At 67.8% G+C, this 21,721-nt stretch carries 25 protein-coding genes and 2 tRNA genes; 23 read left to right on the top strand and 4 right to left on the bottom strand.

The genetic code is table 11. From position 1 onward, the window contains the following. Positions 1 to 45 precede the first annotated feature (45 nt). The 4 genes from FRZ32_RS14990 (at position 46) to clpX (ending at position 3,446) form a co-directional block, all read left to right on the top strand. A complete protein-coding gene (locus FRZ32_RS14990) occupies positions 46 to 996 on the top strand; it encodes a glycosyltransferase family 2 protein (RefSeq protein WP_147044254.1) in 951 nt (316 codons plus the stop codon). A 73-nt stretch (positions 997 to 1,069) separates the two neighbouring features. Next, positions 1,070 to 1,357, top strand: coding sequence for a glycine zipper domain-containing protein (locus tag FRZ32_RS14985; protein WP_147044253.1), 288 nt, complete (start codon positions 1,070 to 1,072; stop codon positions 1,355 to 1,357). A gap of 99 nt (positions 1,358 to 1,456) precedes the next feature. Then, positions 1,457 to 2,095, top strand: a complete 639-nt coding sequence (clpP, locus tag FRZ32_RS14980; protein WP_147044252.1) for an ATP-dependent Clp endopeptidase proteolytic subunit ClpP — start codon at positions 1,457 to 1,459, stop codon at positions 2,093 to 2,095. A 97-nt stretch (positions 2,096 to 2,192) separates the two neighbouring features. Next, positions 2,193 to 3,446, top strand: a complete 1,254-nt coding sequence (gene clpX / locus FRZ32_RS14975) for an ATP-dependent Clp protease ATP-binding subunit ClpX (RefSeq protein WP_147044251.1) — start codon at positions 2,193 to 2,195, stop codon at positions 3,444 to 3,446. Positions 3,447 to 3,485: 39 nt separating this feature from the next. Here the strand turns inward: clpX and FRZ32_RS14970 are convergent, their stop codons facing one another. Further along, on the bottom strand, positions 3,486 to 4,208 hold the full coding sequence (locus FRZ32_RS14970; protein WP_147044518.1) for a COG3904 family protein: 723 nt from the start codon (positions 4,206 to 4,208) through the stop codon (positions 3,486 to 3,488). 35 nt (positions 4,209 to 4,243) lie between these two features. Next, entirely contained in the window at positions 4,244 to 4,798 is a 555-nt protein-coding gene (locus FRZ32_RS14965) for a hypothetical protein (protein ID WP_147044250.1), read from the bottom strand. Positions 4,799 to 5,118: 320 nt separating this feature from the next. Here FRZ32_RS14965 and lon point away from each other — a divergent pair, with 320 nt between their 5' ends. The 16 genes from lon to FRZ32_RS14890 all read left to right on the top strand — a co-directional run bounded on the left by lon (position 5,119) and on the right by FRZ32_RS14890 (position 17,070). Further along, entirely contained in the window at positions 5,119 to 7,530 is a 2,412-nt protein-coding gene (gene lon, locus FRZ32_RS14960; protein ID WP_192901901.1) for an endopeptidase La, read from the top strand. 133 nt (positions 7,531 to 7,663) lie between these two features. Next, positions 7,664 to 7,939 carry an HU family DNA-binding protein gene (locus FRZ32_RS14955; RefSeq protein WP_147044248.1) on the top strand — a complete coding sequence of 92 codons (276 nt, stop codon included), beginning with the start codon at positions 7,664 to 7,666 and terminating at the stop codon, positions 7,937 to 7,939. Between the two features lie 58 nt (positions 7,940 to 7,997). Further along, positions 7,998 to 8,072: transfer RNA gene (locus FRZ32_RS14950), tRNA-Val, on the top strand. Positions 8,073 to 8,115: 43 nt separating this feature from the next. Next, complete coding sequence (locus FRZ32_RS14945) at positions 8,116 to 8,832, top strand: ATP-binding cassette domain-containing protein (protein WP_243445320.1); 717 nt, start codon at positions 8,116 to 8,118, stop codon at positions 8,830 to 8,832. Next, the gene (locus tag FRZ32_RS14940; protein WP_147044246.1) at positions 8,829 to 10,367 is read left to right on the top strand and encodes an ABC transporter permease/substrate-binding protein; all 1,539 of its coding nucleotides are present in this window, start codon (positions 8,829 to 8,831) and stop codon (positions 10,365 to 10,367) included. Before FRZ32_RS14945 ends, FRZ32_RS14940 begins: the two co-directional genes overlap by 4 nt. Then, a complete protein-coding gene (locus FRZ32_RS14935) occupies positions 10,364 to 10,669 on the top strand; it encodes a DUF167 domain-containing protein (RefSeq protein ID WP_205008272.1) in 306 nt (101 codons plus the stop codon). Before FRZ32_RS14940 ends, FRZ32_RS14935 begins: the two co-directional genes overlap by 4 nt. 65 nt (positions 10,670 to 10,734) lie before the next feature. Further along, the gene (locus FRZ32_RS15370; RefSeq protein WP_158635959.1) at positions 10,735 to 10,887 is read left to right on the top strand and encodes a hypothetical protein; all 153 of its coding nucleotides are present in this window, start codon (positions 10,735 to 10,737) and stop codon (positions 10,885 to 10,887) included. A 60-nt stretch (positions 10,888 to 10,947) separates the two neighbouring features. Next, positions 10,948 to 11,024 (top strand) — tRNA-His (locus FRZ32_RS14930). A 34-nt stretch (positions 11,025 to 11,058) separates the two neighbouring features. Further along, entirely contained in the window at positions 11,059 to 12,108 is a 1,050-nt protein-coding gene (locus FRZ32_RS14925) for a Glu/Leu/Phe/Val family dehydrogenase (RefSeq protein WP_147044245.1), read from the top strand. A gap of 57 nt (positions 12,109 to 12,165) precedes the next feature. Further along, positions 12,166 to 12,888 (top strand): heme ABC transporter permease CcmC, encoded by a 723-nt coding sequence (gene ccmC / locus FRZ32_RS14920; protein WP_147044244.1) that lies wholly within the window; start codon positions 12,166 to 12,168, stop codon positions 12,886 to 12,888. Next, complete coding sequence (locus FRZ32_RS14915; protein WP_147044243.1) at positions 12,885 to 13,016, top strand: heme exporter protein CcmD; 132 nt, start codon at positions 12,885 to 12,887, stop codon at positions 13,014 to 13,016. The genes ccmC and FRZ32_RS14915 overlap by 4 nt, the downstream gene beginning before the upstream one ends. Further along, complete coding sequence (gene ccmE / locus FRZ32_RS14910; protein WP_147044242.1) at positions 13,013 to 13,453, top strand: cytochrome c maturation protein CcmE; 441 nt, start codon at positions 13,013 to 13,015, stop codon at positions 13,451 to 13,453. Before FRZ32_RS14915 ends, ccmE begins: the two co-directional genes overlap by 4 nt. Continuing rightward, on the top strand, positions 13,450 to 15,396 hold the full coding sequence (locus FRZ32_RS14905; protein WP_147044241.1) for a heme lyase CcmF/NrfE family subunit: 1,947 nt from the start codon (positions 13,450 to 13,452) through the stop codon (positions 15,394 to 15,396). The genes ccmE and FRZ32_RS14905 overlap by 4 nt, the downstream gene beginning before the upstream one ends. Next, positions 15,393 to 15,926: a DsbE family thiol:disulfide interchange protein gene (locus FRZ32_RS14900; protein ID WP_147044240.1), complete on the top strand. Its 534-nt coding sequence runs from the start codon at positions 15,393 to 15,395 to the stop codon at positions 15,924 to 15,926. The genes FRZ32_RS14905 and FRZ32_RS14900 overlap by 4 nt, the downstream gene beginning before the upstream one ends. Beyond that, on the top strand, positions 15,923 to 16,330 hold the full coding sequence (locus FRZ32_RS14895) for a cytochrome c-type biogenesis protein (RefSeq protein WP_147044239.1): 408 nt from the start codon (positions 15,923 to 15,925) through the stop codon (positions 16,328 to 16,330). Before FRZ32_RS14900 ends, FRZ32_RS14895 begins: the two co-directional genes overlap by 4 nt. Beyond that, entirely contained in the window at positions 16,330 to 17,070 is a 741-nt protein-coding gene (locus FRZ32_RS14890) for a tetratricopeptide repeat protein (RefSeq protein ID WP_192901900.1), read from the top strand. Before FRZ32_RS14895 ends, FRZ32_RS14890 begins: the two co-directional genes overlap by 1 nt. Before the next feature lies 1 nt (position 17,071). Here the strand turns inward: FRZ32_RS14890 and ald are convergent, their stop codons facing one another. Beyond that, entirely contained in the window at positions 17,072 to 18,172 is a 1,101-nt protein-coding gene (gene ald, locus FRZ32_RS14885; protein WP_147044238.1) for an alanine dehydrogenase, read from the bottom strand. 134 nt (positions 18,173 to 18,306) lie between these two features. Between ald and FRZ32_RS14880 the strand changes: the two genes are divergently transcribed. The 3 genes from FRZ32_RS14880 to FRZ32_RS14870 all read left to right on the top strand — a co-directional run bounded on the left by FRZ32_RS14880 (position 18,307) and on the right by FRZ32_RS14870 (position 21,289). Then, the gene (locus FRZ32_RS14880) at positions 18,307 to 18,747 is read left to right on the top strand and encodes an Lrp/AsnC family transcriptional regulator (RefSeq protein ID WP_147044237.1); all 441 of its coding nucleotides are present in this window, start codon (positions 18,307 to 18,309) and stop codon (positions 18,745 to 18,747) included. A 107-nt stretch (positions 18,748 to 18,854) separates the two neighbouring features. Then, positions 18,855 to 20,789, top strand: coding sequence for a potassium transporter Kup (locus tag FRZ32_RS14875; RefSeq protein WP_147044236.1), 1,935 nt, complete (start codon positions 18,855 to 18,857; stop codon positions 20,787 to 20,789). Between the two features lie 95 nt (positions 20,790 to 20,884). After that, positions 20,885 to 21,289, top strand: a complete 405-nt coding sequence (locus FRZ32_RS14870) for a 2'-5' RNA ligase family protein (protein ID WP_341536588.1) — start codon at positions 20,885 to 20,887, stop codon at positions 21,287 to 21,289. Here the strand turns inward: FRZ32_RS14870 and FRZ32_RS14865 are convergent. Next, positions 21,286 to 21,717, bottom strand: a complete 432-nt coding sequence (locus FRZ32_RS14865) for a DUF3775 domain-containing protein (RefSeq protein ID WP_147044235.1) — start codon at positions 21,715 to 21,717, stop codon at positions 21,286 to 21,288. The two genes, FRZ32_RS14870 and FRZ32_RS14865, sit on opposite strands and share 4 nt — an antisense overlap. Between the last annotated feature and the right edge of the window lie 4 nt (positions 21,718 to 21,721).

Raw genomic sequence — 21,721 nt, 5'->3', positions numbered from 1 at the left:
GCCCCTCGACTTCGCTCGGGACGGACGGAGTCATGGGGGCGCCAGGTGGGTGAAACGAGACTTGCAGGGCCGCGCATCGCCGTCCTCCTTCCCTGCTATAACGAGGAGGCCGCGATCGCTCAGACGGTCGCAGCCTTCCGCGCCGCGCTCCCGGATGCGGCGATCTACGTCTATGACAACAATAGTTCCGATGGGACGCGCGAGGTCGCGGCGGAAGCCGGCGCGATCGTCCGGTCGGAGCGGATGCAGGGCAAGGGCCATGTCGTTCGGCGCATGTTCGCCGACGTCGAGGCCGACATCTATGTGATGGCCGACGGCGATGCGACCTATGACGCGTCAGCCGCGCCGACCTTGATCGCCAAATTGATCGACGAGCAGCTCGACATGGTCGTCGGCGCGCGCAGGTCGGAGGTCGAGGCGGAAGCCTATCGCCGTGGCCACGTGCTCGGCAACCGGCTGTTCACCGCTTTGTTGTCCAATCTGTTCGGCCGGTCGTTCAGCGACATCTTCTCTGGCTATCGGGTGTTCTCGCGCCGGTTCGCCAAGAGCTTTCCGGCGCTCTCGGCGGGCTTCGAGACCGAGACGGAAATCTCCGTCCACGCGCTGGAGCTCGCCATGCCGGTGGGCGAGGTGGTCACCGCCTACGGCGCGCGTCCGGAAGGATCGGTGTCGAAACTGTCCACCTATCGTGACGGCTGGCGGATCATGAAGACGATCCTCCACCTCTATCGGATCGAGCGCCCGGTCCTCTTTTTCGGCAGCCTGGCGCTGCTGCTGGCGGGGATCGCGGTCATCCTCTCGATCCCGCTCGCGGTCACTTACGTCCGGACGGGGCTGGTGCCGCGCTTCCCCACGGCGATCCTCGCCACCGGGCTGATGATCCTCGCCGCGCTCAGCTTCTTCGCCGGGCTGATTCTGGACACCGTGGTTCGCGGCCGCCGCGAGGTGCGCCGGCTCCACTATCTGAGCTTCCCGGCGCCCGGCGGCGATCGCTGAGCCTCACGCGGCGCGACGGGCGGAACGTCGACCGATCCGATCCGTTTCGCCTCCCGCACCGAGGAGGATAGTTATGCGCACGATCATGTTCGCGACCGCGATGGCTGCGCTTGCGCCAATCGCAATGTCCGCGCCGGCAGACGCCCGGACGCGCCATCACTCTGTGAGCCATCACCGCAACGTGCATCATTATCGCCACCGCTGCTACCGCGGCCACGGCACGACGGGCCTGCTCGTCGGCGGCGGCGCCGGCGCGCTGATCGGATCGGCGGTGACCCATGGCGCGGCGGGCCCGATCGTCGGCGCGGCCGGCGGCGCGCTCCTCGGCCGCCACATCCAACGCCACGCCCGTTGTTCATGATCTCCCGATCCGGGACGGCGCGAGGGGCTTGAACCTTCGCGCCGATCCTCCGATGTTGGGCCTTGTCGATCAACACGTACCTACAGGACCCTTCTTCCCATGGACCATGAAGACATCGTCGGCGGCCTCGTCCCCATCGTCATCGAGCAGTCGAACCGCGGCGAGCGCAGCTTCGACATCTATTCGCGGCTGCTGCGCGAGCGGATCGTCTTCGTGACGGGGCCGGTCGAGGATCACATGGCGACGCTCATAACCGCCCAGCTCCTCTATCTGGAATCGGAGAACCCGAAGAAGGACATCTACATGTACATCAACTCGCCGGGCGGGGTCGTCACGGCGGGCATGGCGATGCACGATACGATGCAGTATATCCGGCCGCGCGTCGGCACCGTCTGCATCGGCCAGGCCGCCTCGATGGGCGCGTTCCTGCTGTCGGCGGGCGAAAAGGGGATGCGCGTCGCGCTCACCAACGCGCGGATCATGATCCACCAGCCGTCGGGCGGCGCCCAGGGCATGGCCAGCGACATCGAGATCCAGGCGCGCGAGATCCTGCGCATCCGCCAGCGGATGAATGAGCTGATGGCGCAATATACCGGCCGCTCGATCGAGGAGATCGAGAAGAATGTCGAGCGCGACAAGTTCTTCTCGGCCGCCGAGGCGAAGGAATTCGGGCTCGTCGACGAGGTTTTCGAGCGTCGGCCGGTGCCGGCGGACGAGGATGCGGCGAAGGCCGCCTGAGCCGGCGGTTAACCTTTAGGCCATTGTGGCCGCGCTAATTTGCGGTCAGGATGCGTCGTTAATGTGACAATGGGGCCCGTGCCCCCAAGGACGATTTATGACGAAACTCAGCGGCGGCGACAGCAAGAGCACGCTTTACTGCTCCTTCTGCGGCAAGTCGCAGCACGAAGTCCGCAAGCTCATTGCGGGCCCGACCGTGTTCATCTGCGATGAATGCGTCGAGCTGTGCAACGACATCATCCGCGAGGAAACCAAGTCCGCGCTGGTCAAGACCAAGGACGGGGTCCCGACCCCGGCCGAGATCTGCAAGGTGCTCGACGATTATGTGATCGGGCAGAGCCAGGCCAAGCGCGTCCTCTCGGTCGCCGTCCACAACCACTACAAGCGGCTCGCGCACGGCGCCAAGGGCGGCGATGTCGAGCTCGCCAAGTCGAACATCCTGCTCGTCGGGCCGACCGGCTGCGGCAAGACGCTGCTCGCCCAGACGCTGGCGCGGATCCTCGACGTGCCCTTCACCATGGCCGATGCGACGACGCTGACCGAGGCCGGCTATGTCGGCGAGGATGTCGAGAACATCATCCTGAAGCTGCTCCAGGCCAGCGACTACAATGTCGAGCGGGCGCAGCGCGGCATCGTCTATATCGACGAGATCGACAAGATCAGCCGCAAGTCGGACAATCCCTCGATCACCCGCGACGTTTCGGGCGAGGGCGTGCAGCAGGCCCTGCTGAAGCTGATGGAAGGCACGACCGCCTCCGTGCCGCCGCAGGGCGGGCGCAAGCATCCGCAGCAGGAGTTCCTCCAGGTCGACACGACCAACATCCTGTTCATCTGCGGCGGCGCCTTCGCCGGCCTCGAGAAGATCATCGGGGATCGGCTGGAGGGCAAGTCGATCGGCTTCGGCGCTCATGTCGCCGCGCCGGACGAACGCCGCGTCGGCCAGATCCTGCGCCAGAGCGAGCCCGAGGACCTTCTCAAGTTCGGGCTCATCCCCGAATTCGTCGGCCGCCTGCCGGTGATCGCGACGCTCGAGGATCTCGACACCGAGGCGCTGGTCAAGATCCTGAAGGAGCCGAAGAACGCCCTCGTCAAACAGTATCAGAAGCTGTTCGACATGGAGGACGTGAAGCTCACCTATACCGACGACGCGTTGGTCGCGACCGCCAAGAAGGCGATCGAGCGCAAGACCGGCGCGCGGGGCCTCCGCTCGATCATGGAGAATATCCTGCTCGACACGATGTTCGACCTCCCGTCGATGGACGGCGTGGACGAAGTGGTGATCGACAGGGACGTGGTCGAAGGCCGCAAGGAGCCGATCCGCACCTACGCCAAGGCCGAAGACGCAGCTTAGGCTGCGGACCCGTCGGAACCGGTCCGCGACGCGTGCGCGCTACTTGCCGCTGCGTCGCGCCGGCTGGTTCTGGCTCGGCGTCGTGCCGGCCCAGGGCACGGTCGCGACATTGTAGGTATTGACCTCGGCCTGGGTGAGGCAGCGCATCCGCGTGCGCGGATCGCCGTCGCCGACCGCGCTTTGCTGATACATGACCTCGGTCAGCAGGCGACGCGAGATGCCCATACGGATCAGGAAATCATTGTCCTCGCTGGCGAGCAGCGCGGAATCCTGTTCGATGTCGCCGATCAATCCGATCGTATTGTCCTCGCCCTGGGCGACCTGCTGGCGGATCGCCTGCCGGTCGCTCGTATGGGTGAACATGTGGACGATGAACAACCCGCCATTGTCCACGTAACGGGCGGTTCCTCCCATGAAGAGGAAATTGCAGGCGGAGAAACAGGCCCATCCGGCGGGGATGCGGGTCTGGAGATTGTTCTCCCGGATGATGCGCCCGGCTTCGTTGCCGACACGCGCATTGCCGCCCGGAGACCGCAGCCAGATCTCGTCGCCCTGAAACGCCTCGATCGCCGCGCGCAGCCGGGGGATCAGATTGTCGTCGATCGCACCTTCGGCGAGCAGCACCGGGCGCTGGCCGGGCCGTTCCTGCACCGTGAAGCGCATCTCCCGATAATTGGACCAGTTCGGGTTTTCCGGACAGGTGGGATTGGCGCGTGCCCCTTGCTGGGCCTCGACGCCGGCGCTCGCGCACAGGGCCGCCATCGCGAGGAGGGAAGCGAACGGGCGCACGTCCCGCGTCAGACCCGAACGTAGCGATTGGACGGCGGGCGGCGGCACATTTCCTTGGGCGCGCGCGTTTCCTGGCCGTCGACGATGACGATGTCCGTCACGGTCATGCAATCGCCCTGCGCGGAATTGGCGTTGACGGCCGTCACGGTGGACGATCCGGTCACGCCCGGCCGGCTGTCGCTCTGCCAGGTCGATGTCGAGCCGACGGTGGCGCTGCGGGTCGCTTCCTCGGTCGCGCGGGCGGCCTGCTGCTGCTCGCGGCAGTCGAGCATGCCGGCGATCGCCTCGCCGAGCATCTCATCGACCGGCAGCAAATTGGTCACCATGCTCGCCGCGCCGCCGACGCGGCCGCCAATGCCGCGGGCAAGGCCGCCGAGCATGCCACCCATCGAACGGCCCCGCGAACGCGCATTCTCGCGCTGCTCATCGGTGCAGCCGCCGCCCGAAGCGCCGCGCGTCGCCGCCGGCGCGGCCGATTGCGCGTCGCCCTTCTGGGCGGCGGCGGCGGTCGTCAGGATCGGCGCAAGCACCAAGGGAATTGCCAGCATCGCTCCGCGAAGCATCGTACCACCCCTTCAGTTCGTTGAGCCAAGGAAATTAAACCCCGCCCGATGGATGGGTCAATCGCAAAGCACCCGCTTGCGACGGGGGTGACATTCGGGGCGACGAAGACGCGGCGGGGCGTCACGCGAGTGAATCGCGTGACGTCGGTCGGGCTCGGCTTGCCGACCCGCCGGCCGGCCTTCGCGCTCTCTTGCAGAGCGCGACGATCGCGTTGCGATCGCCGTGCTCTGCGCGGGCGCTCCGGCCCTTCATTGATGCGTAAGGGCTTTGGCCCCATATGGGAGGAAAGCCGCGCCTTCCGCGCGTTCCGGAGTGCCAAGTGAGCGAAACCTATCCAGTCCTTCCCTTGCGCGACATCGTCGTCTTTCCGCACATGATCGTGCCGCTCTTCGTCGGTCGCGACAAATCGGTCGCGGCGCTCGAAAGCGCGATGACGGCAGACAAGAGCATCTTCCTCGTCTCCCAGCTCGATCCGGGCGAGGACGATCCCGATCGCGACGATCTCTACGATCTCGGCGTGGTCGCGAGCGTGCTGCAGCTTTTGAAGCTTCCCGACGGCACGGTGCGCGTGCTTGTCGAAGGCCGCCAGCGCGCGACGCTGAAGTCGCTTTCTCGCCAGGACGGCCACCTCGTCGCCGAGGTCGAGACCATCGACTCCGCCGAGGTCGAGGGCGCCGAGGTCCAGGCGCTGATGCGCTCGGTGATCGAGCAGTTCGAAAATTATGCGAAGCTCAATCGCAAGCTGCCCGCCGAAACCGCGGTGCAGCTCGGCCAGATCGAGGAGGCCTCGAAGCTGTCGGACGCGGTCGCGGCCAACATCGCGGTCAAGGTCGCCGACAAGCAGGCGCTGCTCGCCGAGCTCGATCCGTCGAAGCGGCTCGAAATGGCCTATGCCTTCATGGAGGGCGAGCTCGGCGTGCTCCAGGTCGAAAAGAAGATCCGCTCGCGCGTGAAGCGCCAGATGGAGAAGACCCAGCGCGAATATTATCTGAACGAGCAGCTGAAGGCGATCCAGCGCGAACTCGGCAACGAGGGCGAGGAAGGCGGCGGCGACGAGCTGGCGGAGCTCGCCCGCAAGATCGACCGGATCAAGCTCAGCAAGGAAGCCAAGGGCAAGGCCCAGAGCGAACTGAAGAAGCTGCGCGGGATGGCGCCGATGTCGGCGGAAGCGACCGTCAGCCGCAATTATCTCGATGTGCTGCTCGGCCTGCCCTGGGGCAAGAAATCGAAGCTGAAGCACGACATTGCGGAGGCGCAGCGTATCCTCGACGAGGACCATTACGGGCTCGAGAAGGTCAAGGACCGGATCGTCGAATATCTCGCGGTTCAGGCGCGCACCAACAAGCTGAAGGGGCCGATCCTGTGCCTCGTCGGCCCGCCGGGCGTCGGCAAGACCTCGCTCGGTCGCTCGATCGCGCGGGCGACGGGCCGCGAATTCGTTCGCCAGAGCCTTGGCGGCGTCCGTGATGAAGCCGAGATCCGCGGCCACCGGCGCACCTATATCGGTTCGCTGCCGGGCAAGATCGTGAGCAATCTCAAGAAGGCCGGCACGTCCAACCCGCTCTTCCTGCTCGACGAGATCGACAAGCTCGGCCAGGATTTCCGCGGCGATCCCGCCTCGGCGCTGCTGGAAGTGCTCGATCCCGAACAGAACAGCAAGTTCCAGGATCATTATCTGGAGGTCGATTACGACCTCAGCGACGTGATGTTCGTGACCACGGCCAACTCGCTGAACCTGCCGCAGCCGCTGCTCGATCGCATGGAGATCATCCGGCTCGAGGGCTATACCGAGGACGAGAAGGTCGAGATCGCCAAGCGGCACCTGCTGCCCAAGCAGATCGAAAGCCACGGCCTCAAGGAGGGCGAGTTCGCGCTGACCGAGGAGGGGCTTCGCGCGCTGATCCGCCATTACACCCGCGAGGCCGGCGTCCGCACGCTCGAGCGCGAGATCGCCAAGGTCGCGCGCAAGGCGCTGCGCCAGATCCTGGAGGGCAAGGCGCAGTCGGTCGTGGTCACCGCCGACAATCTCGGCGACTTCGTCGGCGTCCGGAAATTCCGCCACGGGATCAGCGAGGACGAGGACCAGATCGGCGCGGTCACCGGCCTTGCCTGGACCGAGGTCGGCGGCGAGCTCTTGACGATCGAGGCGGTCACGGTCCCCGGCAAGGGCCAGATCCGCACCACCGGCAAGCTCGGCGAGGTGATGCAGGAATCGGTGCAGGCGGCCTTTTCCTTCGTGAAGGCGCGGGCACCGAGCCTCGGCGTGAAGCCGAGCCTGTTCGCCCGCAAGGACATCCACGTCCACCTGCCCGAGGGCGCGGTGCCGAAGGATGGCCCGTCCGCCGGCATCGGCATGGTGACCGCGATCCTTTCGACGCTGACCGGCATTCCGGTGCGCCGCGACGTCGCGATGACCGGTGAGGTCACGCTTCGCGGCCGCGTGCTGCCGATCGGCGGGCTCAAGGAGAAGCTGCTCGCGGCGCTCCGCGGCGGCATCGCCAAGGTGCTGATCCCGGCCGAGAACGAGAAGGACCTGGCCGACATCCCTGCGAACATCCGCGAGGGGCTGGAGATCGTGCCGGTGAGCCATGTCGACGAGGTGCTGACCCACGCGCTCGTCGCGCCGGTCGCGCCGATCGAGTGGACCGAGGCCGATGAGCTCGCGGCGCTGCCGCGTGGCGAGATCGCGCCGGCGGTCGACGAGCGGGGCGGGGCGGCGGTTCGGCATTGACCGGCCGCCTGTCCCGAAGCGGCGCGCTTGTGTGGCGTTCGCCGCTTTCCTTTTGACTTGCGCGTAACGGCTCGCTTTTAATCCCCTTTCTCCGGCCGTGCGCCGCGAGTCTTCGGGAAAGCAGGGGTCAGCGATGAACAAGCAGGAGCTTATCGGCCACGTCGCGGATGTAACCGGGCTGGCGCGGGGGGAAGCGTCGCGTGCTGTCGAGGCTGTGTTCGATACGATCAGCAGCGCGCTGACGCGGGGCGACGAGGTCCGGCTGGTCGGCTTTGGCACGTTCACCTGTTCCCGGCGCAAGGCGTCGACCGGACGCAACCCGCGAACCGGCGAGCCGATGCAGATCAAGGAATCGACCCAGCCCAAGTTCAAGGCGGGCAAGGGCCTCAAGGATGCGGTGAACGGCTAGGCCTCGGCGCTGGACAGGCGGGGAGGCGGCCGCTATGGGCCGCTTCCTTCGTGCGCGTGGGCGCGTAGCTCAGTGGTAGAGCACACCCTTCACACGGGTGGGGTCGTAGGTTCAATCCCTACCGCGCCCACCACGCCACGCCGATGACCGGCCCGCCATTCCTCGAGATCGACTCGATGAGCCGCCGTCATGGCGATCGCCTGGCGGTCGACAACGTCAGCCTGTCCGTGAGCAAGGGCGCGTTCGTCGCGCTGGTCGGCCCGTCGGGATCGGGCAAGACGACCTTGCTCAAATCGATCAACCGCCTCGTCGTGCCTGATTCGGGCACGGTGCGGATCGACGGGCGCGACACCGCGAACCTGGCGCTTCCCGAACTCCGGCACGGCATCGGCTACGTGATCCAGAGCATCGGCCTGTTCCCGCATATGAACGTCGCCGAAAATATCGGGATCGTGCCCCGGTTGATGGGCGAGAAGGGGGACAGCCGAGTCGCCGAGCTGCTCGATCTGGTCGCGCTCCCGCGCGACGTGGCGACGCGCTTTCCACGCGAACTTTCGGGCGGGCAGCAGCAGCGCGTCGGCGTTGCCCGGGCGCTCGCCGCCGCGCCGGCGCTGATGCTCATGGACGAGCCGTTCGGCGCGCTTGATCCGGTCACCCGCGACACGCTCGGCCGCGCCTATCGCACGCTGCACGACCGGCTCGGCCTCACCACCTTGATGGTGACGCACGACATGGCCGAGGCGCTGCTGCTCGCCGATCGCGTGATCGTGCTGATCGATGGGCGCGTGCGGGCCGACGCCGCACCCGCCGATCTGGTCGGGATCGAGGATCCGGAGGTGCGCGCCCTGGTCGAGGTGCCGCGCCGCCAGGCCGAGCGGCTCGCCGCGCTGTGAGCCCGGCACTCTCCGATTCGCTGGTCGCGCTGCCTCCCTTGTTGCAGGCGCACCTGCTGCTGAGCGGATCGGCGGTGGCGATCGGGGCGGTCATCGGCCTCGCGCTCGCCATCGCCTCGGCGCGCAGCGCTGCGGTCCGCAGGCCCGCGCTTGCACTGGCCGGCCTGGTCCAGACCGTGCCGGCGCTGGCGCTGCTGGCGCTCTTTTATCCAGCGCTGCTCATCCTCGGCCGCGCGAGCGGGCTTGCGATTCCGGCCCTCGGCTTCCTGCCGGCCCTGCTCGCGCTCAGCCTCTATGCCTTGCTGCCGATCCTCAGGAACGGCGTCGCCGCGCTCCAGGGAATCGATCCGGGGATCATCGAGGCGGCGGACGGGATCGGCATGACCGCGGGCCAGCGCCTTCGCCTGGTCGAGCTGCCGCTGGGCGCACCCGTGATCCTCGCCGGCATCCGCACGGCATCGGTGTGGACGATCGGGGCGGCGACCTTGGCGACCACGGTCGGCCAGCCGAGCCTTGGCGACCTCATCTTTTCCGGGCTGCAGACCGAAAACTGGGTCCGGGTCCTGGTGGGCTGCGGCGCGGCGGCGGCGCTGGCACTGGCGGCGGACGGGCTCCTCGCGCTGGTCGAATCGGGCCTCGCGCAGCGTAGCAGGGGGCGGATCGCCGCGGGCCTCGCCATCCTCGTCGCGGGAATCGCGCTCGCCTTCGCGCCCGGTCCAAGGGCCGACGGCGGCGAGATCGTGACGATCGGCGCCAAGAATTTCTCCGAACAATATATCCTCGCCAGCCTGATCGAGCGCCGCCTGCACGCCGCAGGCTACCGGACGCAGCGCCGCGACAATCTCGGCTCGACCGTCGCCTATCGGGCGCTCGCCGCGGGCGACATCGACGTCTATGTCGATTATTCGGGGACGTTGTGGGCCAATATCCTGGGCCGGAGCGATACGCCTGACGCGGCGGCGATGCGGCGCACGCTCGCGCGAGCCCTGGAACGGCGCGACCATGTCCGAATCCTCGGCTCGCTCGGCTTCGAAAATGCCTATGCCTTCGCGATGCGGCGGGGCCGCGCCGACGCGCTCGGCATCGCCAGCCTCGACGATCTCGCCCGCGCCGCGCCGCGGCTCGCGCTTGCCGCGGATCTCGAATTCCTGACGCGGCCGGAATGGCGCGCGGTCCAATCCGCCTATCGTCTCGATTTCGGCAGCCAGCGCTCTTACAGCCCGACCTTCATGTACCGTGCGATTGCCGACGGATCGGCGGACGTCATTTCGGCTTTCTCCTCCGACGGCCGGATCGCGGCGCTCGATCTCGTGACGCTGGCCGATCCGCGCCATGCGCTGCCAAGCTACGACGCCCTGCTGCTCGTCGCGCCGCGCCGCGCCGGCGATCGCCGCTTCACCGACGCGCTCGCGCCGCTGATCGGGTCGATCCCGGTCGATCGGATGCGGGCGGCCAATTACATGGTCGATCGCGACACGGGCAAAAGCACGCCGGACGCGGCGGCCGCCTGGCTGGACCGGGGAAGGGCGCCGTGATCGCTGAGTCAGAAGGGGGCATCCGCATCGCCGTCAAGGTGACGGTGCGGGCCAGGCGAAGCGAGATCGTGGGGCCTGTCGCCGACGCCGGCGGTCGAACCGCCCTTGCCGTCCGGCTCGCCGCGCGGCCGGTGGACGGCGCCGCCAATGCCGCGTTGATCGCGCTCGTCGCGGCGGAACTCGGGGTGCCGAAATCGGCCGTCGCGATCGGCTCGGGCGAGAAGTCCCGGCGAAAGGCGGTCCACGTTACCGGGATAACCGCAGGTGCCGCCACGGCCCGGCTCGAAAGGCGGGCGGGCTGACGCGCCCCGCTGTCTGGCGGGGAAGCCGGCACCTAGCTTGAGCGAGGTTACCGGGGAAAGCTTCAATGGACGACGATCAAGCCTATTATGCGCGCCGCGCGGACGAGCATCGGCAATGGGCGGCCGCCGCCGGCTCGCACGATGCGCGCCGCCGCCATCTCGAGCTCGCCGAACTCTTCGCCGCGAGATCGCGGGCGCTGGCGCGCAGCGCCGCCTGACGCACGATCCTTGACGCGGGGGGAGCCGCCCCCCTATGTGCGCGGCGCACCTCGCATGTGGCGATCGTAGCTCAGCTGGTTAGAGCATCGGTTTGTGGTACCGAGGGTCGCGGGTTCAAGTCCCGTCGATCGCCCCATTTCCTATTCCGCCTGCCGACAGGACCGAGCCCGATGGATTCGCTTTGGGATTTTCCCGATTTCGACGCGCATGAACTCGTTCATTTCGTGACCGATCGGGCGAGCGGCCTCAGGGCGGTGATCGCCGTCCACTCGACCCATCTCGGCCCCGGCGCTGGCGGCACCCGTTTCTGGCACTATGCCGAACCGGGCCAGGCGATCGCGGACGTGCTGCGGCTGTCGCGGGGCATGAGCTACAAGAATGCGATGGCCGGCCTGCCGCTCGGCGGCGGCAAGGCGGTGATCCTTGCCGATGAGAGGCGGACCAAGACGCCCGAGATGCTCGCCGCCTTCGCGCGCGGCGTCGACGGGCTCGGCGGGCGCTACGTCACCGCCGAGGATGTCGGGGTCAATGTCGACGACATGGTCGCGATCTCCCGCGTCACCCGCTACGTCGCCGGCCTCCCGGTTCCCGACGGCAGCGTCGGCGGCGATCCCGGGCCGCACACCAGCTATGGCGTCTATCTCGGCGTCAAGGCGGCGGTGAAGCAGGGACTCGGCAAGGACAGCCTGTCGGGCCTGCACATCGCGATCCAGGGCGCCGGCAGCGTCGCTTCCGGCCTCGCCCGCCGCGCCGCGGCCGATGGCGCGCGCATCAGCATCGCCGACATCGATTCCGCCAAGGCGAAGGCGCTCGCCCGCGACGTCGGCGGCGAGGTCGTGGAAACCGACGCGATCATGACCCTTCCGGCGGACGTCTTCAGCCCGAACGCGCTCGGCGCGATCCTGACCGAGGCTTCGATCGCCGCGCTCCAGGCGCCGATCGTCGCCGGCGGCGCCAACAACCAGCTCGCGACCGCGGCGGACGGCGATCGCATCCAGGCGCGCGGCATCACCTATGCGCCCGATTATGTCATCAACGCCGGCGGCATCATCAACGTGTCGACCGAATATCTGAAGGATGGCGACCAGAGCGAGGTGCGCCGCCGGATCGAGGCGATCCCCGGCCGCCTGCGCGAAATCTGGGCGGAAAGCGAGGCGACCGGCCGCAACGCCGCCGCGGTTGCCGACGCGATGGCGCAAAGGCTGATCGGGCGCGGCTGATCGCGCGCGCAAGGCGCTTCCCCGCACCGCGGGCCTTCGCTAAACAAACGCGCGACCATGCACGTTTACGCGAATCCGGCCCGTTTCCTCAAAATAGCGCGACCGCTCACCGCCTGGCTCGGCTGGTTGGGCGCCGTGCTGATCCTGGTCGCGCTGTGGTTCGGCCTGTTCGTCGCGCCGCCGGAGCGGTTCCAGGGCGATAGCGTGCGAATCCTCTACATCCACGTGCCCTCCGCCTGGCTCGCCATGGGCGGCTGGGCGGGCATCGCCGCGGCGGGCCTGGCCCAGCTCGTCTGGCGTCATCCGCTCGCCGCGGTCGCGGGGCGTGCGCTCGGCGTGCCCGGTGCCGTCTTCGCGGCGCTCGCGCTCGCGACCGGCTCGCTCTGGGGGCGTCCGACCTGGGGCAGCTATTGGGAATGGGACGGACGGATGGGCTCCATGCTGGTCCTCTTCTTCCTCTATCTCGGCTATATCGCGCTCGCAGGGGCCGAACGGGAGAGGGACGGGGAAGGGCGCCTCACCGCCATTTTCGGGCTCGTCGGCGCGATCAACCTGCCGATCATCCACTATTCGGTCGTGTGGTGGAAATCGCTGCACCAGGGGCAGAGCATCGACATCCTTCGCGGCACCTCGGCCATCGCCCCGCAGATGCTGTGGCCGTTGCTCGGCTCGGCGATCGGCTTCACCCTGTTGTTCGCGGCGATCGTGCTGATGCGGATGCGCGCCGAGCTTGCGCGCACGAAGGTCGAGGCGCGGATGAAGCGCATGGCCGCCGAATGAACCCCTGGCCCTTCGTCATCGCCGCCTATGGGCTGGTCGCACTCGGCACCATCGTCCTCGCTGGATGGAGCTGGATCGCGATGCGCCGCGCCGAATCCGCCGCTGACAAGCTGAGGCAGCGGCCATGAAGGCGAAGAACCAGCGCCTTGTCCTGCTGATCGTCGCGGTGGTCGCGGTGCTCGGCGCGGTGCTGCTCGCCATGTCCGGCCTCAAGGACCGGGCCGCTTTCTTCTACGCCCCGGGAGATGTCGCGACGAAGGGACTGCCGCTCGATCGCGCGGTGCGGATCGGCGGCATGGTGCGCCGTGGCTCGATCGTGCGGAGACCCGATGGCGTGACGATCGACTTCGTCGTCACCGACGAGACCCCGAACGTCATCAACGTCACCTATCGCGGCATCCCGCCAAGCCTGTTCCGCGAGGGCAGCGGCGTCGTCGCGGAGGGACGGTTCGAACCGAACGGTCATTTCGTCGCCACCGAAATCCTCGCCAAGCATGACGAAAATTACGTTCCGCCGGTGATGCGCCAGGCGCGGGGCCAGCATGAAACGGACACATTGCGATGATCGCTGAAGGGGGGCTTGCGGCTTTGTGGCTGGCGGCGGCGCTGTCGCTGCTCCAGCTCTATCTCGGGTCCGCCGCGGTGCGGCCGGCGGCGGACACGACGGCGGACCTCAGGGCCGTGCGCGCGGTCGCGGTGGCGCAGGGCGCCCTTGCCGCGCTCGCCTTCGGCTTGCTGATCCTGTGCTTCCTGCGCACGGATCTCTCGGTCGCGCTGGTGGCGGCAAACAGCCACTCGATGAAGCCCTGGCTCTACAAGTTCGCCGGCGCCTGGGGGAATCACGAAGGCTCGATGCTGCTATGGGTGACGGTGCTCGCGATCGCCGGGGCCGCCGTCGCCTTGTTCGAGCGGCGGCTCGATCCGCGAACGCTCGCCGCGACGCTCGCGGCGCAGGCGGCGATCGGCCTCGGCTTCTACTTCTTCCTCCTGTTCGCGTCGAACCCGTTCAACCGCCTGAACCCGATCCCGGTCGAGGGCAATGGCCTCAACCCGCTGCTCCAGGATCCGGGCCTCGCCTTCCATCCGCCGACCCTCTATTTCGGCTATGTCGGCATCTCGATCGCCTTCTCCTTCGCGGTCGGTGCGCTGGTGACGCGCGATGTCGGGCCCACCTTCGCACGGGCGATGCGCCCCTGGGTGCTGGCCGCCTGGGTGTTCCTCACCATCGGTATCACCGCCGGCTCCTACTGGGCCTATTATGTGCTCGGCTGGGGAGGCTGGTGGTTCTGGGATCCGACCGAGAACGCGTCGCTCATGCCCTGGCTCGCCGCGACGGCGCTCTTGCACAGCGTCACCGTGCTGGCGACGCGCGACGGGCTTCGCGCCTGGACGATCATGCTCGCGGTGGTTGCCTTCTCGATGTCGATGATCGGCACTTTCCTGGTGCGCTCGGGCATCCTCACCAGCGTCCACGCATTCGCGGTCGATCCGCGCCGGGGCGCGGTGATCCTCGGCCTGCTCGTCATCTATATCGGCGGCGCGCTGCTGCTTTATGCGCTGCGCGTCGGGACGGTGAAGGAAGGCTCGCGCTTCGATCTGTTCAGCCGCGAAGGATCGCTGGTCATCAACAATCTGCTGCTGTCGGTGATCCTCGGCGTCGTCTTCGTTGGTACGATCTATCCGCTTATCACCGAGGCGATGGGGGCCAAGGTTTCGGTCGGCCCGCCTTATTTCAATCCGATCGCCGGATCGGTTGCGCTCATCCTCGTCGCGATCATGGGCATGGGCCCGCTGATGCGCTGGCGGCGCGACGGAGTCGGGGCGCTGGCCAATCGCTATGCGGTGCCGACGCTGGTCAGCGCGGCAGCGCTGCTGCTTGTCGTCGTGCTGGCGCCCGGGGTCGGCATCCTCCCGCTGCTCGGCATGGCGATCGCCCCCGGGGCCGCCATCGCGAGCCTCGCGCCGCTGTGGAAGCGCAACCTGAGGCGCACCCCGCTTTTCACCTGGGGCATGGTGATCGCCCATCTCGGCGTCGCGGTGAGCCTGTCCGGAATGGCGATATCCACCGCCTTCGACAAGGAAACGCTGGTCGCGCTCCATCCCGGCGAGACCGCGACCGTCGGCCCCTATGTCGTGCATTTCGATAGCGTCGCGCCGGTCGCCGGGCCCAACTGGACCGCGATCGAGGCGCGCATGACCGCCCGGCGCAACGGTACCGGCGGGCCGATCGCCCTCAATCCGCAGGCGCGGATGTTCAGCGCGCCGCCGACGCCGACGACCGAGGCCTCGATCCGCACGTTCCTCGACGGGCAGCTCTACACGAATGTGGGGGAATCCGACGATATGGGGCGCTGGCAGATCCGCCTCTGGTGGAAGCCGATGGTGACCCTGATCTGGCTCGGCGGGGCGATGATCGCGTTCGGCGGCTTCCTGTCGCTGATCGGCCGCGTGCTTCGTGAACGGCGGGGGCGCCAGCCGTCGGCCATGGGCGGGGAGGCGCTGGCATGAGGCGGCTACGGATCATCCTGTGGATCCCGGTGCTCGTCGTCGGCCTGCTCTTCATCGTGCTCGCCGTCGGCCTCTACCGGCCCGACGATCACCAGATCCAGTCGGCGATGATCGGCAAGGACGTGCCCGAGTTCAGCCTTGCTGCAGCGCTCGACGGGCGGCCCGGCCTGTCGAGCCGCAACCTGCGCGACGGTCAGCCGCACCTCGTCAACATCTTCGCGAGCTGGTGCATCCCGTGCCGGACGGAGGCCGTCCAGCTCGCCGAGCTCAGCCGGCGCGGCATTCCGATCGACGGGATCGCCGTGCGCGACCGCCCCCAGGACCTCGCCGCCTTCCTTGACCAATATGGCGATCCATTCCGCGCGATCGGCGCCGACAACGACCGGCGCGTCCAGCTTTCGCTCGGCTCGGCCGGCGTGCCCGAAACCTTCATCGTCGACGGGCGCGGCGTCATTCGCCACCAGCATATCGGCGCCATCATGGACAGCGACATCCCGGCCATCGTCGCGGCGTGGGAGGCGGCGCGATGAGGAAGGCCCTTGTCACCGCCGCGCTGCTGGTCGCGAGCCCGGCGCTCGCCGATTCGCTGCTGCCGCCGGCGCCGCTCGCCGACGTGCAGCTCGCCGATCCGAACCAGGAGCGCCAGGCCAAGGCGCTGATGGAAACGATCCGCTGCGTCGTCTGCCAGGGCCAGTCGATCGCCGATTCGAACGCAGAGATGGCCGGCGACATGCGCTCGATGATCCGCGAGCGAATCCAGGCCGGCGAGACGCCGGACCAGATCCGCGCCTGGATGATCTCGCGCTACGGCGAGTGGGTGAGCTTCCAGCCGCCCGTCGAGCCGAAGACCTGGCCGCTCTGGGGGCTGCCGCTGCTCCTGCTGATCGCCGGGCTCCTGCTCATTCGCGGACGCCTGAGGCTGAGGAGGCGCTGATGGGCTGGGTGATGATGATCGGCCTTGCCGTGCTGACCGGCGCCGGCCTTTGGTTCTTCCTTCGGCGGGACATGGGCGCGGTCCAGTTCGCGGCGGCGGCGATCCTGCTCGCGCTCGCCGGCTACGCCTGGCAGGGGCGACCCGACCTCGCCGGCGCGCCGAAGCCGAGGCCCGAGCATGAGGAGGTTCCCGACAGCCAGTTCGCCCAGATGCGCGGCGACATGCTCGGCCGGTTCGACCGCGCGGCGCAATGGCTGACGATGGCGGAAGGGTTCCAGCGGCGCGGTGACACGCAGACCGGCGTCGAGATCGTCGAAGCCGGGCTTCGCGATTCGCCGAACGATCCCGATCTCTGGGTGGGGCTTGGCAACGCGCTCGTCGTCCATGGCGGCGGAATGATGAACCCGGCGGCGCAATTCGCTTTCCAGCGAGCGCAGCAGATCGCGCCGCAGCATCCCGGGCCGCGCTTCTTCTATGGGCTCGCGCTGGCGCAGGGCGGCCATTTCGACGAGGCCGAGCGCATCTGGCGCGATCTTCTTGCCGAAGCGCCCGCCGGCGCGCCTTATCGCGCGGCGATCGAGGAGCGGCTCCAGGCGCTGCAGGCGGCGCGGCTCAGCGGTGAAATCCCGGCACCCCCACCATCGGCCGAGGATGCGCCGGCAAGCGGAATCGCGCCCGAGGGCAATCCGTCCACCGGTGCCCCGTCGCCGCCCCCCGCCGGCGCGGCGACGGGTCGATAGGTCAGGCCGGCTCGTAAGGCAGGCCGAGCGCGTCGGCGACGGCCTTGTAACGGACCTTGCCGTTCGAGATGTTGAGGCCCGCCGCAAGGTGCGGATCGGCCTTCATCGCGGCCTCGGCGCCCTTGTTCGCGAGCGCCATCGCGAAGGGCAGGGTGGCGTTGTTGAGCGCGAAGGCCGAGGTGCGGGCGACGGCGCCCGGCATGTTGGCGACGCAATAATGGATCACGCCATCCACCTCGAACACAGGATCGCTGTGCGTCGTGGGGTGCGAGGTCTCGAAGCAGCCGCCCTGGTCGATCGCGATATCGACGAGCACCGATCCGCGCTTCATCGTCTTCAGCATGTCGCGGGTCACGAGCTTCGGCGCCGCCGCGCCAGGAACCAGCACCGCGCCGATCACGAGATGCGCCTGGCGCACTGCCGCGGCGATCGCCGCCTTGCTGGCATAGGCCGTCTTGATCTGGCTCGAAAAGAACATGTCGAGCTCGGCGAGCCGGGCATTGCTGATATCGTAGATGGTGACGTCCGCGCGCATCCCCACGGCCATCTGCGCCGCGTTCACGCCGGAGACGCCGCCGCCCAGGATCGCGACCCGCGCCGGGGCGACGCCGGGAACGCCGCCGAGCAGCACCCCGCGGCCGCCTTGCTCCTTTTCGAGATAGTGGGCGCCGACCTGCACGGACATGCGGCCCGCGACCTCGCTCATCGGCTTCAGGAGCGGCAGCGAGCCGTCTTTTGCGGTCACCGTCTCATAGGCGATGCAGGTCGCGCCGGAGGCGATCAGGCCCTTCGCCTGCTCGGGATCGGGGGCGAGATGGAGATAGGTGAAGAGCAGGTGCCGCGGCTCGAGCATCGCGATCTCGACCGGCTGCGGCTCCTTCACCTTCACGATCATGTCGGCGGCGGCGAAGACTTCCTTGGCGGTGCCCAGGATCGTCGCGCCGGCGGCGACATAGTCCGAATCCTCGAAGTCGATGCCGGCGCCGGCGTTCGTCTCGACGACGACCTCGTGTCCGGCCGACACCAGCTCTGCGACCGACGGCGGCGTGAGGCCGACGCGATATTCGTGATTCTTGATTTCCTTGGGAACGCCGATGCGCATGATGCCTCTCCTGATGGGCGGATTGGCTCCCTTACTCCAAAGCGTCCGGGAAGTGCTTGCGAATCGCCGGGCGCGCGGCCGGCGCTTTGCAAGATGGTTGCGTCATCCCCATCTATTTTGCGAAATGTGCCACCATGGACGCGATAGACCGCAAGATCATCGACCTGCTCGGGGTCGATTCAGCCCTGACCAGCGACCAGCTTGGCGCGAAGGTGGGGCTGTCTCCCTCCGCCGCGCACCGGCGCGTGAAGGCGCTGGAGGAGGCGGGCCTGATCCTCGGCTATCGCGCCCGCCTGTCGCCGGCGGCGAAGGGCAATCCCTCGACAGTGTTCGTGTCGGTCACGCTCGTCGACCAGCGCCAGGCGACGATGATGGCGTTCGAGGAGGCGCTGGGGCGGACCGCACAGGTGTGCGAGGCGCATCTGATGAGCGGCCAGTCCGATTATCTGCTGAAGGTTCTCGTGCGCGCCGACGACAGCTACGAGCGCGTCCACCGCGAGATCCTGTCGGCACTTCCGGGCGTCCACCGGCTGGTCACGCAATTCACCATCCGCACGCTCGCGGCCGGCGATTGAGGGCCCCGGTAATATTGCTGTGGAATGAACGAGGTGCTAGGGGCCGCGACGCCTTGGCACGGTCGGGGCAGCAACGGGGAAAGTCGGACGTTCAGCGTTCCTGACCGATGAGCGAAGCCAGAACCTCCGAAATGCCCGCGGCGCACGGCCCCGGCGCGCATGGCCGGGCGGGCCTTGCCGGGCTCGCCGTCGGCGCGGTCGGCGTCGTCTTCGGCGACATCGGCACCAGCCCGATCTACGCCTTTCGCGAGACCTTCGCCGGCCATCATCAGCTGAGCCACGGCCTCGCCGAGATCACCGGTGTGCTGAGCCTGATCTTCTGGTCGATGATGATCGTGGTGACGATCAAATATGTGATGGTCATCATGCGCGCCGACAACAAGGGCGAGGGCGGCAGCCTGGCGCTGCTCGCGCTCATCAGCCGGTCGACCGCGCGCGCCCAGCGACGATGGACCGCCGGCATCGTCCTTCTCGGCGTCTTCGCCTGCGCGCTCTTCTATGGCGATTCGATGATCACGCCGGCCATTTCGGTGCTGTCGGCGGTCGAGGGCCTGACCACCGTGCAGTCGGGCTTCGAGCCGTTCGTCGTGCCTGTCGCGGCCGCGATCCTGATCGGGCTGTTCGCCATCCAGGCGCACGGCACGGCGCGGGTCGGCGCCTTTTTCGGCCCGATCATGCTGCTCTATTTCGCCACGATCGCGGTGCTCGGGATCATTCATATCGCCGATCGTCCGTGGATCATCGTCGAGACGATCAACCCGGTGAACGCGGTCGGCTTCTTCTGGCACGACCGGCTCCACGCCTTTCTCGCGCTCGGCTCGGTCGTCCTCGCCGTGACCGGCGCGGAGGCGCTCTATGCCGACATGGGCCATTTCGGCCGCCGTCCGATCGGGCTGTCGTGGCTCGTCTTCGTCATGCCCGCGCTGATGCTCAACTATATGGGGCAGGGAGCGATGATCCTGTCGCTCGATCCCGCCGCCGCCAATGAAGCGGTGCAGAATCCCTTCTTCCTGCTCGCGCCGGAGGCCGGGCGGCTACCGCTTGTCATCCTCGCGACGCTGGCGACGATCATCGCCAGCCAGGCCGTGATCTCGGGCGCCTTCTCCGTGACCCAGCAGGCGATGCAGCTCGGCTTCATCCCGAGGCTGCGGATTCTCCACACCAGCGAATCGGCGGTGGGGCAGATCTACATCCCGGTGATCAACTGGACGTTGATGGTGATGGTGATCCTGCTCGTCCTCTTCTTCCAGACATCCAGCAATCTTGCCGCCGCCTACGGCATCGCCGTGACCGGTGCGATGTTCATCGACACCTGCCTGCTCACGGTGGTGCTGTTCGTGCTGTGGCGGTGGAAGCCCTGGTATTCGGTGCCGCTGCTCGCGCTCTTCTTCCTCGTCGACATCGGCTATTTCACCGCCAATCTCACCAAGGTGCCGGCCGGCGGCTGGTTCCCGCTGCTGATCGGCTTCATCGCCTTCACCTTCCTCACCACCTGGGCGAAGGGCCGCAAGCTCCTGATCGAGCGGATGGACGAGGCGGCGATCCCGGCCCCGGTCTTCATCAAATCGGCGGTGAACAGCGCCCAGCGGGTTCCGGGCACGGCCGTCTTCATGACGACATCGGCCGAGGGGATTCCGCCCTCGCTGCTCCACAATCTCAAGCATAACAAGGTGTTGCACGAGCGGGTCATGCTCCTCACCGTCAAGATCGAGGACGTGCCCTATGTGGACGAGGAAAAGCGGTTCGAATTGAAGGCGCTCGGCAACGGCTTCTTCCGCCTGATCGTTCGCTACGGCTTCATGCAGGAGACCGACATCCCGGCAGCGCTTGTCCAGGTCCAGTCGTGCGGGCCGGAGTTCAAGATGATGGACACCAGCTTCTTCCTCGCCCGCCAGACGCTGATCGCCTCGCAGCGGCCCGGAATGGCGATCTGGCGCGAGAAGCTGTTCGCCTGGATGCTCCGCAACGCCGAGAGCGCGATGGAATTCTTCAAGCTGCCGCCCAACCGCGTGGTCGAGCTCGGCTCGCAGGTGGAGATCTGACCGGCCCGCTGATCGTCACGGCGACCTTCGGGCCGGGCGACGACGGCTGGCTCCAGCAGCTGCGGCGCGATCATTACCCGCCCGAGCGCAATCGGGTGCCGGCGCATCTCACGCTCTTCCACCACCTCCCGCCGAGCATCGAGCGCGAGCTCGCCGCGCGCCTTGCCGACGCGGCCGGGGCTCCGCCGCCACGCGCGACGATCGCCGGGCTCATGGATCTGGGGGAGGGGACGGCCCTGCGCGTCGAGAGCTCCGACCTGGAGGCGATCCGCTCCGATCTCGCCGATGCGCTTCACGGGTTGTTGACGCCCCAGGACCGGGCGCCGTGGCGCCCGCACCTCACCATCCAGAACAAGGTCACGCGCAGGGCCGCGCGGGATGTCCAGGCGCGGCTTGCCGCCATGCCGATGCCGCGAGCGCTCGCCATCCGCGCGCTCGCGCTCTGGCGCTATCAGGGCGGCCCGTGGGAGCCGCTGCGCAGCTGGCCTTTCCGACGCTAGTCGAGCTGGCCGATCCCGTCGCAGCTATAGTCGAACGCCGCCAGCCCGGCCTCGAGATGGCCGCCGAGCGCCGGCATTTCGAGCAGCTCGTCGATCCGCTCGTCGGGATCGAGATCGTTCGCCTCCGCCAGGGCGTCGTCCCATTCGCTTGAATCATAGGTGCCACGGCCGACCCAGGCGAGCGCGACGATCTCCGCCAGCTGATCGTCGGCAAGATCGTCGAGCAGGGCGACGACCTCCTCCTCGACCCCGGTGTTCAGCTCGTCGTCGAGGACCGAGAGCGCGCCGCCGGACTCGTCGTCGTCATCGTCGGTGTCGTCGACATCGTCGGGATCCTCGTCGGGATCGTTGCCGGGCACCTGCGCGTCCAGCTCCTTGGAGCGAATGATGAGGCGGCAGATCGTCTCAAGCGGCGTTTCGAGGTCCATTTTC

This window comes from Sphingosinicella ginsenosidimutans, from assembly GCF_007995055.1.
In the GTDB taxonomy this organism is placed as follows: Bacteria; Pseudomonadota; Alphaproteobacteria; order Sphingomonadales; family Sphingomonadaceae; genus Allosphingosinicella; species Allosphingosinicella ginsenosidimutans.
The sequence above is the reverse complement of the archived record's forward strand: the minus strand, read 5'-3'. Positions and strand labels throughout refer to the sequence as shown.

Coding starts and splice junctions, on each gene's coding strand:
- FRZ32_RS14985 (WP_147044253.1), top strand. CDS start 1,070: ATGCGCACGATCATGTTCGCGACCGCGATGGCTGCGCTTGCGCCAATC.
- clpP (WP_147044252.1), top strand. CDS start 1,457: ATGGACCATGAAGACATCGTCGGCGGCCTCGTCCCCATCGTCATCGAG.
- clpX (WP_147044251.1), top strand. CDS start 2,193: ATGACGAAACTCAGCGGCGGCGACAGCAAGAGCACGCTTTACTGCTCC.
- FRZ32_RS14970 (WP_147044518.1), bottom strand. CDS start 4,208: ATGGCGGCCCTGTGCGCGAGCGCCGGCGTCGAGGCCCAGCAAGGGGCA.
- FRZ32_RS14965 (WP_147044250.1), bottom strand. CDS start 4,798: ATGCTTCGCGGAGCGATGCTGGCAATTCCCTTGGTGCTTGCGCCGATC.
- FRZ32_RS14955 (WP_147044248.1), top strand. CDS start 7,664: ATGAACAAGCAGGAGCTTATCGGCCACGTCGCGGATGTAACCGGGCTG.
- FRZ32_RS14945 (WP_243445320.1), top strand. CDS start 8,116: ATGAGCCGCCGTCATGGCGATCGCCTGGCGGTCGACAACGTCAGCCTG.
- FRZ32_RS15370 (WP_158635959.1), top strand. CDS start 10,735: ATGGACGACGATCAAGCCTATTATGCGCGCCGCGCGGACGAGCATCGG.
- FRZ32_RS14925 (WP_147044245.1), top strand. CDS start 11,059: ATGGATTCGCTTTGGGATTTTCCCGATTTCGACGCGCATGAACTCGTT.
- ccmC (WP_147044244.1), top strand. CDS start 12,166: ATGCACGTTTACGCGAATCCGGCCCGTTTCCTCAAAATAGCGCGACCG.
- FRZ32_RS14915 (WP_147044243.1), top strand. CDS start 12,885: ATGAACCCCTGGCCCTTCGTCATCGCCGCCTATGGGCTGGTCGCACTC.
- ccmE (WP_147044242.1), top strand. CDS start 13,013: ATGAAGGCGAAGAACCAGCGCCTTGTCCTGCTGATCGTCGCGGTGGTC.
- FRZ32_RS14905 (WP_147044241.1), top strand. CDS start 13,450: ATGATCGCTGAAGGGGGGCTTGCGGCTTTGTGGCTGGCGGCGGCGCTG.
- FRZ32_RS14900 (WP_147044240.1), top strand. CDS start 15,393: ATGAGGCGGCTACGGATCATCCTGTGGATCCCGGTGCTCGTCGTCGGC.
- FRZ32_RS14895 (WP_147044239.1), top strand. CDS start 15,923: ATGAGGAAGGCCCTTGTCACCGCCGCGCTGCTGGTCGCGAGCCCGGCG.
- FRZ32_RS14890 (WP_192901900.1), top strand. CDS start 16,330: ATGGGCTGGGTGATGATGATCGGCCTTGCCGTGCTGACCGGCGCCGGC.
- ald (WP_147044238.1), bottom strand. CDS start 18,172: ATGCGCATCGGCGTTCCCAAGGAAATCAAGAATCACGAATATCGCGTC.
- FRZ32_RS14880 (WP_147044237.1), top strand. CDS start 18,307: ATGGACGCGATAGACCGCAAGATCATCGACCTGCTCGGGGTCGATTCA.
- FRZ32_RS14875 (WP_147044236.1), top strand. CDS start 18,855: ATGAGCGAAGCCAGAACCTCCGAAATGCCCGCGGCGCACGGCCCCGGC.
- FRZ32_RS14865 (WP_147044235.1), bottom strand. CDS start 21,717: ATGGACCTCGAAACGCCGCTTGAGACGATCTGCCGCCTCATCATTCGC.